14 protein-coding genes are annotated in these 14,634 nt (G+C 62.2%); 11 read left to right on the top strand and 3 right to left on the bottom strand.

The features are described 5' to 3' along the window. Positions 1–78: 78 nt before the first annotated feature. Both ACLEJQ_RS25520 and ACLEJQ_RS25515 read right to left on the bottom strand, forming a co-directional pair. Positions 79–1,554, bottom strand: coding sequence for an inorganic phosphate transporter (locus tag ACLEJQ_RS25520; RefSeq protein ID WP_245138174.1), 1,476 nt, complete (start codon positions 1,552–1,554; stop codon positions 79–81). Between the two features lie 362 nt (positions 1,555–1,916). Beyond that, positions 1,917–2,117: a hypothetical protein gene (locus ACLEJQ_RS25515; RefSeq protein WP_440799811.1), complete on the bottom strand. Its 201-nt coding sequence runs from the start codon at positions 2,115–2,117 to the stop codon at positions 1,917–1,919. Positions 2,118–2,643: 526 nt separating this feature from the next. On the opposite strand from ACLEJQ_RS25515, the gene pcaR reads away from it, so the two are divergent. From pcaR to pcaC, 11 genes are all read left to right on the top strand, one after another. Beyond that, a complete protein-coding gene (pcaR, locus tag ACLEJQ_RS25510) occupies positions 2,644–3,486 on the top strand; it encodes a pca regulon transcriptional regulator PcaR (protein ID WP_440799809.1) in 843 nt (280 codons plus the stop codon). A gap of 133 nt (positions 3,487–3,619) precedes the next feature. Further along, complete coding sequence (locus ACLEJQ_RS25505) at positions 3,620–4,966, top strand: MFS transporter (protein WP_440799806.1); 1,347 nt, start codon at positions 3,620–3,622, stop codon at positions 4,964–4,966. Between the two features lie 297 nt (positions 4,967–5,263). Then, positions 5,264–6,124 carry a CoA transferase subunit A gene (locus tag ACLEJQ_RS25500; protein WP_440799803.1) on the top strand — a complete coding sequence of 287 codons (861 nt, stop codon included), beginning with the start codon at positions 5,264–5,266 and terminating at the stop codon, positions 6,122–6,124. Beyond that, the gene (locus ACLEJQ_RS25495) at positions 6,121–6,900 is read left to right on the top strand and encodes a CoA-transferase subunit beta (RefSeq protein WP_440799800.1); all 780 of its coding nucleotides are present in this window, start codon (positions 6,121–6,123) and stop codon (positions 6,898–6,900) included. Before ACLEJQ_RS25500 ends, ACLEJQ_RS25495 begins: the two co-directional genes overlap by 4 nt. Beyond that, positions 6,897–8,102 carry a 3-oxoadipyl-CoA thiolase gene (gene pcaF, locus ACLEJQ_RS25490; protein ID WP_440799797.1) on the top strand — a complete coding sequence of 402 codons (1,206 nt, stop codon included), beginning with the start codon at positions 6,897–6,899 and terminating at the stop codon, positions 8,100–8,102. Before ACLEJQ_RS25495 ends, pcaF begins: the two co-directional genes overlap by 4 nt. Positions 8,103–8,138: 36 nt before the next feature. Then, positions 8,139–8,843, top strand: coding sequence for a protocatechuate 3,4-dioxygenase subunit beta (gene pcaH / locus ACLEJQ_RS25485; RefSeq protein WP_440799794.1), 705 nt, complete (start codon positions 8,139–8,141; stop codon positions 8,841–8,843). A gap of 1 nt (position 8,844) precedes the next feature. Continuing rightward, a complete protein-coding gene (gene pcaG / locus ACLEJQ_RS25480) occupies positions 8,845–9,411 on the top strand; it encodes a protocatechuate 3,4-dioxygenase subunit alpha (protein WP_440799791.1) in 567 nt (188 codons plus the stop codon). 293 nt (positions 9,412–9,704) lie between these two features. Further along, positions 9,705–11,000, top strand: coding sequence for an MFS family transporter (locus tag ACLEJQ_RS25475; protein ID WP_440799788.1), 1,296 nt, complete (start codon positions 9,705–9,707; stop codon positions 10,998–11,000). A 166-nt stretch (positions 11,001–11,166) separates the two neighbouring features. Next, positions 11,167–12,531: a 3-carboxy-cis,cis-muconate cycloisomerase gene (locus ACLEJQ_RS25470; RefSeq protein ID WP_440799785.1), complete on the top strand. Its 1,365-nt coding sequence runs from the start codon at positions 11,167–11,169 to the stop codon at positions 12,529–12,531. Between the two features lie 12 nt (positions 12,532–12,543). Further along, a complete protein-coding gene (gene pcaD / locus ACLEJQ_RS25465) occupies positions 12,544–13,335 on the top strand; it encodes a 3-oxoadipate enol-lactonase (RefSeq protein WP_440799782.1) in 792 nt (263 codons plus the stop codon). A 10-nt stretch (positions 13,336–13,345) separates the two neighbouring features. After that, on the top strand, positions 13,346–13,738 hold the full coding sequence (pcaC, locus tag ACLEJQ_RS25460) for a 4-carboxymuconolactone decarboxylase (RefSeq protein ID WP_440799779.1): 393 nt from the start codon (positions 13,346–13,348) through the stop codon (positions 13,736–13,738). 656 nt (positions 13,739–14,394) lie between these two features. On the opposite strand, the gene ACLEJQ_RS25455 is transcribed toward pcaC, so the two are convergent. Then, on the bottom strand, positions 14,395–14,634 hold a 240-nt coding region (locus ACLEJQ_RS25455), incomplete at its 5' end, for an OprD family outer membrane porin (protein WP_440799776.1).

Below are 14,634 nucleotides of genomic sequence, written 5' to 3'. Positions count from 1 at the left end.
CCCACAGGTGTTTGATATTTGGTCATAAAAAAAGGTGCGACCCATCAGGATCGCACCTTTTTTGTCAGCCGCTTGGAATCAGCTGCCGATCGCGAGGGATGCCAACCAGAACAGCCCGGCCGACAGCGCCACCGTTGCTGGCAGGGTCAGTACCCAGGCCAGCAGGATATTGCGCACGGTGCCACCTTGCAGGCCGCTCTTGTTGGCGACCATGGTGCCGGCTACACCCGACGACAGCACGTGGGTGGTGGAAACCGGCAGGCTGAAGATATTCGCCATGCCGATCATGCAGGCCGTGGTGATCTGCGCCGACATGCCTTGGGCGTAGGTCATGCCTTGCTTGCCGATTTTCTCGCCGATGGTCAGCACCACGCGCTTCCAGCCGACCATGGTACCCAGGCCCAGCGCCAGGGCGACCGCCAGGATCACCCAGAACGGGGCGTATTCGGTAGTACCGGTCAGGTCCTTGCGCAGCTTGTTCAGGTCGTCTTTCTCACGGGCCGCCAGGTCGGGCAACTTGCCGACCTTCTTCGCCGTGTCATCCAGGCAGAGCAGGTAGCGACGCACTTCGATACGGCTTTCCGCCGGCAGCGAATGGTAGTCCGCCACGCCTTTGAGCGTATCGAGCAGGGCATTGATGGTCGGTTCGGTCTGCTGCGGGTTGCAACGGAATTTCTCCGGCAGGTCGCCCGGCACGCTTTTGCCCAGAGCCAGGAACTCACCCAGGGATTGACTGTTGCGTTGGTAGAACTGGCTCAGGTGCAGGGTCGCGTCGCGGGTCCGCTCGATCTGATAGGTGGTGCTGTTCAGGTCAAGTACGAACTGGGCAGGCACGATGCCGATCAGCACCAGCATGATCAGGCCGATACCTTTCTGGCCATCGTTGGAGCCGTGGACAAAACTCACGGCCATGGCCGAGATCACCAGCACCAGGCGGTTCCAGAACGGCGGGTGTTTCTTGTCGTCGATCTTGCGGCGCTGCTCCGGCGTCTTGTGCATCTTGGACAGCGGACGCCACCATTTAAGGCCGATCAGCACCAGGGCGGCGATCAGGAAGCCGGCCATGGGCGAGAACACCAGGGAGGCGCCGATATCGATCGCCTTCTGCCAGTTCACCCCGTCGGCCAACGGGATATCGTTGATCAGCGCATTGGCCAGGCCGACGCCGAGGATCGAACCGATCAGCGTGTGGGAACTTGACGCCGGGATACCGAAGTACCAGGTGCCCAGGTTCCAGGTGATGGCCGCTGCAAGCAGCGAAAACACCATGGCCAGCCCGTGTCCGGTGTTCACATTGATCAGCAGTTCCACCGGCAACAGGTGAACGATGGCATACGCCACCCCCACGCCGCCCAGCAGCACGCCGAGGAAATTGAACACACCGGAAAAGAACACCGCCAGGTGCGGCGGCATGGCTTTGGTGTAGATAACAGTGGCAACCGCGTTAGCGGTGTCATGAAAGCCGTTGATGAACTCGAAGGCGAGGACAAAAGCCAGGGCGAGCAAGAGGCTCACAAGCACCCAAGCATCCAGTCCGCTGAATAAATCGATCATGAAGGTTTTCTGACCCGGTCATAAGGGGGCGCGATTATGCCAGAAAACCTCGGTAATCGATGCACTGCCTGCTCATCGGTAACATCCTTCAATGAAATAATTTGTAGGAAACCCTGGGAGGCGAGCGTTTGCGCGAGGGGCGCAAGCCTTTGATTCAGGGGCCGAAAGCGCAACGGAGCGGATCGGAGGAGGGCTCAGACGCCTCCTAAACAATTGTGTGAAATATCTGAGAAGGGCATCAGACAAGATCGGTTCCCTGTGCCGGACAGAGCGAAGGCGCGGCCCGCTCGTGGCGGGCGTCCGTCTCGGTTTCCGGCCTGGATGGCGGCCGGCTACCGTTTCACAAGAAACTGGCCGGCATATCAATGCTCTTCGGCTCTGAGTTCCTTTTCCATCTTCTGCAGTTCCTGGGTAAAGGCCTGGTCCTGAACGGTGGCGCGTTTGCGCCAGGGTTTGCGTTCCGGTTCAGGTTGCGCGGCGTAGGTGGTGATCTCCCCGCCGTAAACTTCCTTGTAACGTTGTTCCTGGCGCTCAAGTTCCGCGCGCAGTTCTTCTTTCGTCACAGTTGTACCTAACTAAGTCGAATTTGATTCTGGTGATACGCACTGCATGTGGGCATGCAGACGGCCACGGCACCAGAGCTGACAGCTGACGTAGCATCAGGGCTTCGTGTTGTTGCCATACAGGGGCACTGTAAAACCACTACAGTGGCTGCGCACGGAGGCGGTCGATTGATCGTACCGTACTGAAGCGCATTATAGCGGTCCGGCTGAATAACACTATCGGGAAAAAACAGGTATGTCCGTTGGTGTGTGAATCAATATTTATTCATGCAACTGTAATCATCAGATCCGGTTACAACCGTTCCTGTCTATTAGAAGATGGCACTGAACTGGACAAGTTCAACCCAACAGTCAAATCCGGTTCAACTTGTTAAATAGCCGGTTCCACGATGGGCAGCGACCGTCGGTTCCGTGGATTGCGATTATCGGCTGCCGGTTCGATAATCGAACGCTGTTGGCGGTCGAGCCCTTGTCTGTGGGTGGGCAGCCGCTTGTAATAGCTGCCGTACCCGGGAAAAGATCAGACATGAACGACCAACTGCGCAATGCCTTTACTTCCGTGGCGCCCCCGATCGTTGCCTCGCCGGCCAAGCGAATCCAGGCGCTGACCGGCGATCCGGATTTCATGACTTCCCTGGCCCGCGGACTGGCAGTGGTCCAGGCCTTCCAGGAGCGCAAGCGGCACCTGACCATCGCCCAGATCAGCCATCGCACGGAAATTCCCCGCGCCGCCGTCAGACGTTGCCTGCATACCTTGATCAAACTGGGCTACGCCACCACCGACGGACGCACCTATTCACTCTTGCCCAAAGTGCTGACCCTCGGTCACGCCTATCTGTCGTCGACACCCTTGGCCGTGTCCGCACAGCCATACCTGGACCGCATGAGCGAGCAGCTGCACGAAGCCTGCAATATGGCCACCCTCGAAGGTGACGACATCCTCTATATCGCCCGGTCCGCCACCACCCAGCGGCTGATTTCGGTGGACCTGTCGGTGGGAGGGCGGTTGCCGGCTTATTGCACGTCCATGGGGCGGATCCTCCTGGCGGCCCTGGACGATGCCTCGCTGCGTGACTACCTCGACCATGCCGATCTGCAAGCCAAGACCAGCCGGACCCTGCACACCCCTGAAGCGCTGCTCGAATGCCTGCAACAAGTGCGTGAACAAGGCTGGTGCATCGTCGACCAGGAATTGGAGCAGGGCCTGCGTTCGATTGCCGTGCCGGTGTATGACGCTTCCGGTCAGGTGGTCGCCGCGCTCAATGTCAGTACCCACGCCGGACGGGTCAGCCGCAACGAGCTGGAACAGCGCTTTCTGCCAGGCCTGCTGGGGGCCAGTCGCGACCTGAGCGCGCAGCTGTTCACTTAAGCTGTTCGATAAACGCACACAGTCGCCGTTGGCGAATTGACGGTCTTCGTCTGGCGTCATTAATGTCGCGGCAGCGTCACCCGAGCCTGTTGGCTGACGGAGGACGACCTACACAATAATAATGAGAGCCCCGATGAACCAGCCCCAGACCTCCGTAGGCAATTGCCTCGATGTGCAGTCCTTCATCAACACCCGGCCGATTTCCCGCTACCAATGGCGGGTGGTGATCCTCTGTTTCCTGATTGTGTTCCTCGACGGCCTCGACACCGCAGCCATGGGCTTTATCGCGCCCGCCTTGTCCCAGGACTGGGGCATCGACCGCGCCAGCCTCGGGCCGGTGATGAGTGCCGCGCTGATCGGCATGGTCTTTGGCGCACTGGGCTCCGGCCCGTTGGCTGACCGCTTTGGACGAAAAGTCGTACTGGTAGGCGCGGTCCTGCTGTTCGGCGCCTTCAGCCTGGCCTCGGCCTACAGCACCAACGTCGATCAACTGCTGGTGCTGCGGTTCCTCACTGGCCTGGGTTTGGGCGCCGGAATGCCGAACGCCACCACCTTGCTGTCCGAGTACACCCCGGAGCGCAAGAAATCCCTGTTGGTCACCAGCATGTTCTGTGGCTTCAACCTGGGCATGGCGGGCGGCGGGTTCATTTCCGCCAAGTTGATCCCGGCGTTCGGCTGGCACAGCCTGTTGCTGATCGGTGGGATCCTGCCGTTGATCCTGGCGGTGGTGCTGTTGTTCTGGCTGCCGGAGTCGGCGCGTTACCTGGTGGTGCGCAATCGTGGCACTGACAAAGTGCGCAGGACCCTGGGGCCGATCGAACCGGAGACGGTTGCCCGGGCGGCGAGCTTCAGCGTACCGGAACAGAACACCGTAAAGGCCCGTAACGTGCTGGCGGTTATTTTTTCCGGGACCTACAGCGCCGGCACCCTGCTGCTGTGGCTGACCTATTTCATGGGCCTGGTGATCGTATACCTGCTGACCAGCTGGTTGCCGACCCTGATGCGCGACAGCGGTGCGAGCATGGAGCAGGCGGCGTTTATCGGTGCGTTGTTTCAATTCGGTGGCGTGTTGAGTGCGGTGGGCGTGGGTTGGGCGATGGACCGATTCAACCCGCACAAGGTCATCGGCCTTTTCTATCTGCTGGCCGGGCTGTTTGCCTACGCGGTCGGGCAGAGCCTGGGGCACATCACGCTGCTCGCGACGCTGGTGCTGGTGGCCGGCATGTGCGTCAACGGTGCGCAATCGGCCATGCCTTCCCTGGCCGCGCGCTTCTACCCGACCCAGGGCCGCGCCACCGGAGTGTCGTGGATGCTCGGCATCGGCCGTTTCGGTGCGATTCTGGGCGCCTGGATGGGCGCGACCCTGCTGGGCTTGGGCTGGAACTTCGAGCAGGTGCTCACAGCCTTGGTCATCCCGGCTGCGTTGGCGACCACGGCGGTGGTGATCAAGGGGGTGGTCAGCCATGCGGATGCGACTTGAGCCTGTAACCTGAGTTCCAGCGGTCACCTCCTGTGGAAGCGAGCCTGCTCGCGATAGCGGTGTGTCAGGCATTCATTTGGGGGCAGGCAGGACGCCATCGCGAGCAGGCTCGCTCCCACAGGGGTTTCCACCTCATCTGAAGAAATCGTTAGCCAAACAACAATCCGTTCGATAACCGAACACTCAGTCGATTATCGGATTGTTCGGCCCGTTGCCCCAGCTTAATCTTCAGTGACTCCGGCGCTTCTCCTCGCGCCTTTTTCTTCATGTCGGTCTACTGGAATACGGAGCCTGCCCATGGCTGAAATCCTTTCGCTGCACGACGCGGTGAAGCAGTTCGTCAACGACGGCGATACCGTCTCGCTCGAAGGCTTCACTCACCTGATTCCTACGGCGGCAGGTCACGAGATCATTCGCCAGGGCAAGAAGGATCTGACGCTTGTGCGCATGACTCCCGACCTGATCTACGACCAGTTGATCGGCGCAGGTTGTGCCCGCAAGCTGATTTTCTCCTGGGGTGGCAACCCAGGCGTGGGTTCGCTGCACCGTCTGCGTGATGCCGTGGAGAAGCAATGGCCGCACCCGCTGGAGATCGAGGAGCACAGCCATGCCGACTTGGCCAATGCCTACGTCGCCGGGGCTTCGGGCCTGCCGTTCGCGGTGTTGCGGGCCTACGCCGGCTCCGACCTGCCCAAGGTCAACCCGCTGATCAAAAGCGTGACCTGTCCGTTCACCGGGGAGGTCCTGGCCGCCGTGCCGTCGGTGCGCCCGGACATCACCGTGATCCATGCCCAGAAAGCCGACCGCAAGGGCAACGTGTTGCTCTGGGGCATCCTCGGCGTGCAAAAGGAAGCCGTCCTGGCCGCCAAACGCTGCATCGTCACCGTGGAAGAAATCGTCGACGACCTGAACGCGCCAATGAACGCCTGCGTATTGCCGACCTGGGCCCTGAGCGCGGTGTGTCACGTCCCGGGCGGTGCGCACCCGTCCTACGCCCACGGCTACACCGAGCGTGACAACCGCTTCTACCAGGCGTGGGACCCTATCGCCCGCGACCGTCAGACCTTTACTGCCTGGATCGACGAATACATCCACGGCACCCGAGACTTCAGTGAATTCCAGGCCAGGCTGGCTGCCGCCGCGGAGGCGAAACAATGACGTACTCCACCAACGAAATGATGACCGTCGCCGCGGCCCGTCGCTTGAAAAACAACGCAGTGTGCTTTGTCGGCATCGGCCTGCCGTCGAAAGCCGCCAACCTGGCTCGGCTGACCTCGTCACCCGATGTTGTGCTGATCTACGAGTCCGGTCCGATCGGTGCCAAGCCCAGCGTCCTGCCGTTGTCCATCGGTGACGGTGAGCTGGCGGAAACCGCCGACACCGTGGTGCCGACTGGTGAGATTTTTCGCTATTGGTTGCAGGGCGGGCGTATCGACGTCGGTTTCCTCGGCGCGGCGCAAGTCGACCGTTTTGGCAACATCAACACCACCGTAGTGGGCGACTATCATCAGCCGAAAGTCCGCCTGCCGGGGGCCGGTGGTGCGCCGGAAATCGCCGGTTCCGCCAAGAGCGTGCTGATCATCCTCAAGCAGTCGGCCCGTTCGTTTGTCGACAAGCTGGATTTCATCACCTCGGTCGGTCACGGCGAAGGCGGCGATTCACGCAAACGCCTCGGGCTACCGGGCGCAGGTCCCGTGGGCATCATCACCGACCTGTGCATCATGGAACCGGAGGCCGGCACCCATGAATTCGTGGTCACTTCGCTGCACCCCGGCGTGACCCGCGAGCAAGTCATTGCTGCCACCGGGTGGGCGATCCGTTTCGCCGACCAGGTGCAAACCACGGCCGAGCCGACCGAAGTGGAGCTGCGCGCCTTGCGTGACCTCGAAGCTCGCACCGCAGCGGCCCACGGCCAGGCCCCGGGAGAAGCGTGATGCGCGACGTATATATCTGTGATGCGATTCGGACCCCCATCGGCCGCTTCGGCGGCGGCTTGTCCGGTGTGCGCGCCGATGACCTGGCCGCGGTGCCGATCAAGGCGCTGATGGAGCGCAACCCGTCGGTGGACTGGAGCGCTGTGGACGAGGTGTTCCTCGGTTGCGCCAACCAGGCCGGTGAAGACAACCGCAACGTTGCGCGCATGGCACTGCTGCTGGCGGGCCTGCCGGAAAGCATTCCCGGCGTGACCCTCAACCGCCTCTGCGCGTCGGGCATGGACGCCATCGGCACTGCGTTCCGCGCCATCGCCAGCGGCGAGATGGAATTGGCGATTGCCGGCGGTGTGGAATCGATGTCCCGCGCACCTTTTGTGATGGGCAAGGCCGACGCCGCGTTTTCGCGCAACATGAAATTGGAAGACACCACCATCGGCTGGCGCTTCATCAATCCGCTGATGAAAGCCCAGTACGGGGTGGACGCCATGCCGCAGACCGCGGACAACGTGGCTGACGACTACGCGGTCTCCCGCGCCGACCAGGACGCGTTCGCCGTGCGCAGCCAACGGCGTGCGGCAGCGGCCCAGGCCAGTGGTTTCTTCGCCGAGGAAATCGTCCCGGTGCGAATCGCCCACAAGAAAGGCGAAACCCTGGTCGAGCAGGACGAGCATCCCCGCGCCGACACTACTCTGGAAACCTTAAGCAAACTCAAGCCAGTCAACGGCCCTGACAAAACCGTCACCGCCGGCAACGCGTCGGGCGTCAACGACGGCGCGGCGGCGCTGATCCTGGCTTCGGCCGAGGCAGTGAAAAAACACGGCCTGACGCCACGCGGCAAAGTCCTGGGCATGGCCAGTGCCGGCGTGGCGCCGCGAGTGATGGGCATCGGCCCGGTGCCGGCGGTGCGCAAGCTCACCGAGCGCTTGGGCCTGGCCGTCGCCGACTTTGATGTGATCGAACTCAACGAAGCCTTTGCCAGCCAGGGCCTGGCGGTGCTGCGCGACCTTGGGCTGGCGGACGACGCGCCGCAGGTCAACCCGAACGGTGGCGCCATCGCCCTCGGCCATCCGCTGGGCATGAGCGGGGCGCGGCTGGTGCTGACCGCGTTGCATCATTTGGAAAAGACCGGCGGCAAAAAAGGCTTGGCGACCATGTGTGTCGGCGTCGGCCAGGGCCTGGCGCTGGCCATAGAACGCGTCTGACGTGTCGCACCACTAATAAGAACCGAGGAATGCTTCATGACTGACAAGCCTGGTTATCGTCGCCCTCAGGCGGGCACCCAGCCGGAGTATCTGCATCCGCCGTACCAGTCCACCAACCTGCGCTCGCCGTCCAAGCCGTTGGTGTTCTTGCCCCATTCGCTGTCGGAAATTACCGGCCCGACCGTAGGTGCCGACCGCGTGCAGGAGAAGGACAATGACCTGACCGCCCAGCATGCCGGCGAGCCGCTGGGCGAGCGGATCATCATTCACGGGCGCGTGCTGGACGAGAACGGCCAGCCGGTGCCGGGCATCCTGGTGGAGATCTGGCAGGCCAACGCCGCCGGGCGCTACCACCATGACCGCGACAAGCATGACGCGCCCCTGGACCCGAACTTTACCGGCACCGGTCGCACCGTCACCGATGCCGATGGCTGGTATCAGTTCCAGACCATCAAGCCCGGCGCGTACCCGTGGGGCAATCACCACAACGCCTGGCGCCCGGCGCATATCCATTTCTCACTGTTCGGGCCGAGTATCCTGACGCGCCTGGTGACGCAGATGTATTTTCCTGGGGATCCGTTGCTGGCCTACGACCCGATCTACAACTGCGTACCGGACACAAGCGCCAAGGAACGCCTGATCGCCAGCTTCGACCTGGAAAAAACCGTCCCTCACTACGCCCTCGGTTACCGCTGGGACATCGTCTTGCGCGGCCGCGATGCCACGCCGATGGAGAAATAAGATGACGCTCACCGCCACTACATCCCATACCGTCGGCCCTTACTATCACATCGGCCTGACCTGGCTGAACCGCGAAGACCTGACCGTTCCCCAGACCCTTGGCGAGCGCGTGGCGATCACCGGGCAGGTGATTGACGGCAACGGGGAGTTCGTCAACGACGCGATGCTGGAAGTCTGGCAGGCCAACGCCGCCGGTAAATACGCCCATCCCGAGGACGAACAGGACAAACCCCTGGACCCGCATTTCGATGGCTTCGGCCGGGTGCCGGTGGACGCCGAAGGGCGCTTTCGCTTCACCACCATCAAGCCGGGGAGCGTACCGGGCCTGAACGGCGCGACCCAGGCGCCGCACCTGGTGGTGCTGGTGTTCGCGCGCGGGCTGGTCAAGCATCTGCTGACGCGCATCTACTTCGACGGCGAGCAGGCCAATGAAACTGATCCGCTGCTGAGCTGCGTGCCCGAAGAGCGCCGTGCGACCCTGGTGACCAAGCCTGATGTGTCGGGTGTGTACCAGTGGAATGTGGTGTTGCAGGGTACGGATGCCGAGACGGTGTTCTTCGACTACTGAGCCATGAATTTTTCTGTGGCGAGGGAGCTTGCTCCCGCTCGGCTGCGCAGCAGTCGCAAACTTGGCAACGAGGTCATCCTGATACACCGGGTCGCCGGTTTTGGGCTTGCTGCGCAAGCCAGCGGGAGCAAGCTCCCTCGCCACAGGAAACCGCAGAGCTACAGGAGAAGGGTATGAACCCTGTGGGAGCGAGCCTGCTCGCGATGACGTCAGTACAGGCAAAGCCTGTCTGTGGAACGGGACTGTTACGAAGTGTGTCTAGACTTTGTCAGTCCCCAATGAGTGAATAATCCATGACCACCCCAACCAGCCACTACACCGGCGAAGAGCGCAGCAAGCGCATCTTCGCCATCGTCGGCGCTTCATCCGGTAACCTGGTCGAATGGTTCGACTTCTACGTCTATGCGTTTTGCGCGATCTATTTCGCCCCGGCATTCTTCCCGTCGGACAACCCCACGGTACAACTGGTCAACACCGCCGGGGTGTTCGCCGCCGGCTTCCTGATGCGCCCTATTGGCGGCTGGATTTTCGGCCGGGTGGCGGACCGTCACGGGCGCAAGAATTCGATGATGATCTCGGTGCTGATGATGTGCTTCGGCTCGTTGCTCATCGCCTGCCTGCCCACCTACAAGGACATCGGCGTCTGGGCGCCGGTGCTGCTGTTGCTTGCACGCTTGCTGCAAGGCCTGTCGGTGGGCGGCGAATATGGCACCACCGCCACCTACATGAGCGAGGTCGCCCTCAAGGGGCAGCGCGGTTTCTTTGCCTCGTTCCAGTACGTGACGCTGATCGGCGGTCAGTTGCTGGCGGTATCGCTGGTGGTGATCCTGCAACAGTTCCTCAACGAAGACGAACTGCGCGCCTACGGCTGGCGGATCCCGTTCGTGGTCGGCGCGGTGGCGGCGTTGATCTCGCTGTTCCTGCGTCGTTCCCTGAAGGAAACCAGCAGCAAGGAAATGCGTGAGAACAAGGACGCCGGCAGCATCGGCGCGCTGTTTCGCGACCACAAGGCCGCGTTTGTCACGGTGCTGGGCTACACCGCCGGCGGCTCGCTGATTTTCTACACTTTCACCACCTACATGCAGAAATACCTGGTGAACACCGCCGGGCTGCATGCCAAGACCGCCAGTTACATCATGACCGGCGCGCTGTTCCTGTACATGTGCATGCAGCCGCTGTTCGGCATGCTCGCCGACCGGATCGGCCGGCGTAACTCCATGCTCTGGTTCGGCGCCCTGGGGGCGTTGTGCACGGTGCCGATCCTGCTGACACTCAAGAGCATCAGCAGCCCGTTCCTGGCGTTCATTTTGATCACCCTCGCGTTGGCGATCGTCAGTTTCTACACCTCCATCAGTGGCCTGGTGAAAGCCGAAATGTTTCCACCCGAAGTGCGGGCGCTGGGGGTAGGGTTGGCTTACGCGGTGGCGAACGCGGTATTTGGCGGTTCGGCCGAGTACGTTGCCCTGAGCCTGAAAGCCCAGGGCATGGAAAATGCCTTTTACTGGTATGTCACGGCGATGATGGTGGTGGCGTTCCTGTTCAGCCTGCGCCTGCCCAAGCAACCGGCGTATTTGCATCACGACCTTTGACTCACCTGTTCACTCAAGGCTTGTTTGATTCATGTGGCGAGGGAGCTTGCTCCCGCTTGACCGGGCTGGCGCTCCAGTGCGAAGCGCTCACAAAAAGGGCTGCTAGGCAGCCCAGCGGGAGCAAGCTCCCTCGCCACAAGAGCATTCACATTCCGAAGGATTGTTTATGAACGAACGACCGGGCAATCAGCTGTTCGATGCCTACTTCACCGCCCGCGACATGCGCGAGGTGTTCTGTGACGCGGGGCGGGTCCAGGCGATGCTGGATGTCGAGGCCGCGCTGGCCCGGGCGGAGGCGCGGGTGGGGTTGATTCCCCACGGTGCGGTGGCATCGATCGAGAAAGCCTGTCGTGCCCAGCTGTACGATTTTTTAGCGTTGGGCGAAGCGATTGCCAGCGCCGGCAATTCGGCCATCCCACTGGTCAAGGCACTGGGCAAGCGCATCGCCAGCGAGGACGCCGAGGCTGAGCGTTATGTGCACTTGGGCGCCACCAGCCAGGACGTCATGGACAGCGGGCTGGTGCTGCAATTGCGTCGGGCGCTGGAATTGATCGAAGGCGAGCTGGCGCAACTGGCGGAGACCCTGGCCGGTCAAGCCGAACGCTACGCGGCCACGCCATTGGCCGGGCGCACCTGGTTGCAGCATGCGACGCCAGTGACCCTGGGCATGAAAATCGCCGGTTGGTTGGGAGCGGTCACCCGTAGTCGTCAGCGCCTGAAAGAACTCAAGCCACGCCTGCTCGTGCTGCAATTCGGCGGCGCCTCCGGAACGCTCGCCGCCTTGGGTGAGCAAGCCTTGCCCATCGCCGAGGCGCTGGCTGACGAGCTGCAACTGAACCTGCCGGAACAGCCGTGGCACACCCAGCGCGATCGGCTGGGGGAGTTCGGCGCGGTGTTGGGCTTGATCGCCGGCAGCCTGGGCAAACTGGGGCGCGACATCAGTTTGCTGATGCAGACCGAGGCCGGCGAAGCGTTCGAACCGGCGGCGCCGGGCAAGGGCGGTTCGTCCACCATGCCCCACAAGCGCAACCCGGTGGGCGCGGCGGTGTTGATTAGCGCGGCGACGCGGGTGCCGGGTTTGTTGTCGACGCTGTTCAGTGCCATGCCACAGGAACACGAGCGCAGCCTGGGCCTGTGGCACGCCGAATGGGAAACCCTGCCGGAGATCTGCTGCCTGGTGTCCGGCGCCTTGCAACAGGCGCGGCTACTGGCCGATGGGCTGGAAGTGGACGCGGCGCGCATGGCCCGCAACCTGGACCTGACCCAGGGCCTGGTGCTGGCCGAAGCGGTGAGTATCGTGTTGGCCCAGCGGGTGGGGCGCGACACGGCGCACCATCTGCTGGAGCAATGCTGCAAGCGCGCTGTCACCGAGCAACGACATCTGCGCGACGTGCTGGGGTGTGAGCCCCAGGTGACCGCGCAGTTGTCCGCTGCCGAACTTGACCATCTGCTCAACCCCGCCCACTACCTCGGCCAGGCCCAGACCTGGGTCGCCCGGGCGGTGGCCGAACACCTTGCCTTTAACGCCTGAAAGGAGATTGTTGTGGGATTCGTCAAACTCGCTGAGGGCGAACTGAACTATCGATTCGACGGGCCGCAAGACGCCCCGGTGCTGGTGCTATCCAACTCGTTGGGCACCGACCTGCACATGTGGGACGAACAGGTCCCGGCGTTCAGCGAGCACTTTCACGTGCTGCGTTTCGACACCCGGGGTCACGGCGGGTCGTTGGTCACGCAAGGGCCCTACAGCATCGAGCAACTGGGCGGCGACGTGTTGGCGATGCTCGATGCCCTGGACATCGACAAGGTGCATTTCTGTGGCTTGTCCATGGGCGGCTTGATCGGTCAGTGGCTGGGAATCAACGCGGGTGAACGCTTGCACAAACTGGTGGTGTGCAACACTGCGGCCAAGATCGGTGATCCGTCGGTGTGGAACCCGCGTATTGAGACCGTGCTGCGCGACGGCCAGGCGGCGATGGTTGCGTTGCGCGATGCTTCGATTGCCCGCTGGTTTACCCCGGACTTCGCCGAGGCTTATCCAGAGAAGGCCAGGAAAATCACCGACATGCTCGCCGCCACCTCGCCCCAGGGCTACGCCGCTAACTGTGCGGCGGTGCGTGATGCGGATTTTCGTGAGCAGGTGTCATCGATCCGTGTACCGCTGCTGGTGATCGCAGGCACCGAGGATGCAGTGACACCGCCGTCGGGCGGGCATTTTATTCAAGAGCGGGTCAGCGAGGCGCAGTACGCCGAGTTTCGTGCCGCACACCTTTCCAATGTCCAGGCCGGTACCGCATTCAGCGCGCGGGTGCTGGATTTCCTGCTCGGCGCCTGAGGAGTTTTCTGTGGACGAGAAACAACGTTACGACGAAGGCATGCAGGTACGCCGTGCGGTGCTGGGCGATGCCCACGTCGACCGCAGCCTCAATGCCCTGAGTGAATTCAACAGCGAATTCCAGGAGATGATCACCCGCCACGCCTGGGGCGACATCTGGACCCGCCCGGGCCTGCCACGCCATACCCGCAGCCTGATCACCATCGCCATGCTGATTGGTATGAACCGCAACGAAGAACTCAAGCTGCACCTGCGCGCCGCCGCCAACAACGGCGTCAGCCGCAGCGAGATCAAGGAAGTGATCATGCAGAGCGCGATCTACTGCGGCATTCCTGCCGCCAACGCCACGTTCCACCTGGCTGAGTCGGTGTGGGATGAGTTGGGCGTCGAGTCACGGACTTAAGCTTCCCGCAAAATCCCCCTGTGGGAGCGCAATACCGTCACTAAGGACGTCACCGCCCCGTGGCGAGGGAGCTTGCTCCCGCTGGAGCGCGCAGCGGTCCCAAGCTTTTGAGGCTGCTACGCCCGAACGCGTACCGGCCCAGCGGGAGCAAGCTCCCTCGCCACGACAAGTGATAAAAACTTAAGTGAACAGCATTACTGTGGGAGCGAGCTTGCTCGCGAAAGCGGTGGGTCAGTTGGCGATGATGTTGGATGTATCGCCGCCATCGCGAGCAGGCTCGCTCCCACAATTGATTCAGGGTGTTCACAGAGGCTGCGACCACCTTGGGACCCTGCGGGAGCGGGCTTGCTCGCGAAAGCGGTAGGTCAGCTGGCGATGATGTTGGATGTATCGCCGCCATCGCGAGCAGGCTCGCTCCCACACTGGATTCGGGGTGTTCACAGAGGCTGCGACCACCTTGGGACCCTGTGGGAGCGGGCTTGCTCGCGAAAGCGGTAGGTCAGCTGGCGATGATGTTGGATGTATCGCCGCCATCGCGAGCGGGCTCGCTCCCACACTGGATTCGGGGTGTTCACAGAGGCTGCGACCACCTTGGGACCCTGTGGGAGCGAGCCTGCTCGCGATAGCGGTAGTGCAGCCACCCGTGCTGCTGGCTCTTACAATAAACTGATCGGATAGCTCACGATCAACCGGTTCTCATCAAACTCATTAGCATTGAAATCCCGGCGCATCGTCGAATTCCGCCATTTCACATTGAGGCTTTTCAACGCGCCGCTCTGCACGGTGTACGCCAGCTCGGTTTCACGCCCCCATTCCTTACCATCGTCGACCGTCGCGGTGTGCACGTTGTCACCGCTGATGTAGCGGTTCATCAGGGTCAGGCCCGGGACACCGAC

This window comes from Pseudomonas sp. SMV71, assembly GCF_052042015.1.
In the GTDB taxonomy this organism is placed as follows: domain Bacteria; phylum Pseudomonadota; class Gammaproteobacteria; order Pseudomonadales; family Pseudomonadaceae; genus Aquipseudomonas.
This window is presented reverse-complemented; position numbering and strand designations above follow the sequence as displayed.

Excerpts from the sequence above, each read along its gene's own strand:
- ACLEJQ_RS25520 (WP_245138174.1), bottom strand. The coding sequence starts at position 1,554 with ATGATCGATTTATTCAGCGGACTGGATGCTTGGGTGCTTGTGAGCCTC.
- pcaR (WP_440799809.1), top strand. The coding sequence starts at position 2,644 with ATGAACGACCAACTGCGCAATGCCTTTACTTCCGTGGCGCCCCCGATC.
- ACLEJQ_RS25505 (WP_440799806.1), top strand. The coding sequence starts at position 3,620 with ATGAACCAGCCCCAGACCTCCGTAGGCAATTGCCTCGATGTGCAGTCC.
- ACLEJQ_RS25500 (WP_440799803.1), top strand. The coding sequence starts at position 5,264 with ATGGCTGAAATCCTTTCGCTGCACGACGCGGTGAAGCAGTTCGTCAAC.
- ACLEJQ_RS25495 (WP_440799800.1), top strand. The coding sequence starts at position 6,121 with ATGACGTACTCCACCAACGAAATGATGACCGTCGCCGCGGCCCGTCGC.
- pcaH (WP_440799794.1), top strand. The coding sequence starts at position 8,139 with ATGACTGACAAGCCTGGTTATCGTCGCCCTCAGGCGGGCACCCAGCCG.
- pcaG (WP_440799791.1), top strand. The coding sequence starts at position 8,845 with ATGACGCTCACCGCCACTACATCCCATACCGTCGGCCCTTACTATCAC.
- ACLEJQ_RS25475 (WP_440799788.1), top strand. The coding sequence starts at position 9,705 with ATGACCACCCCAACCAGCCACTACACCGGCGAAGAGCGCAGCAAGCGC.
- ACLEJQ_RS25470 (WP_440799785.1), top strand. The coding sequence starts at position 11,167 with ATGAACGAACGACCGGGCAATCAGCTGTTCGATGCCTACTTCACCGCC.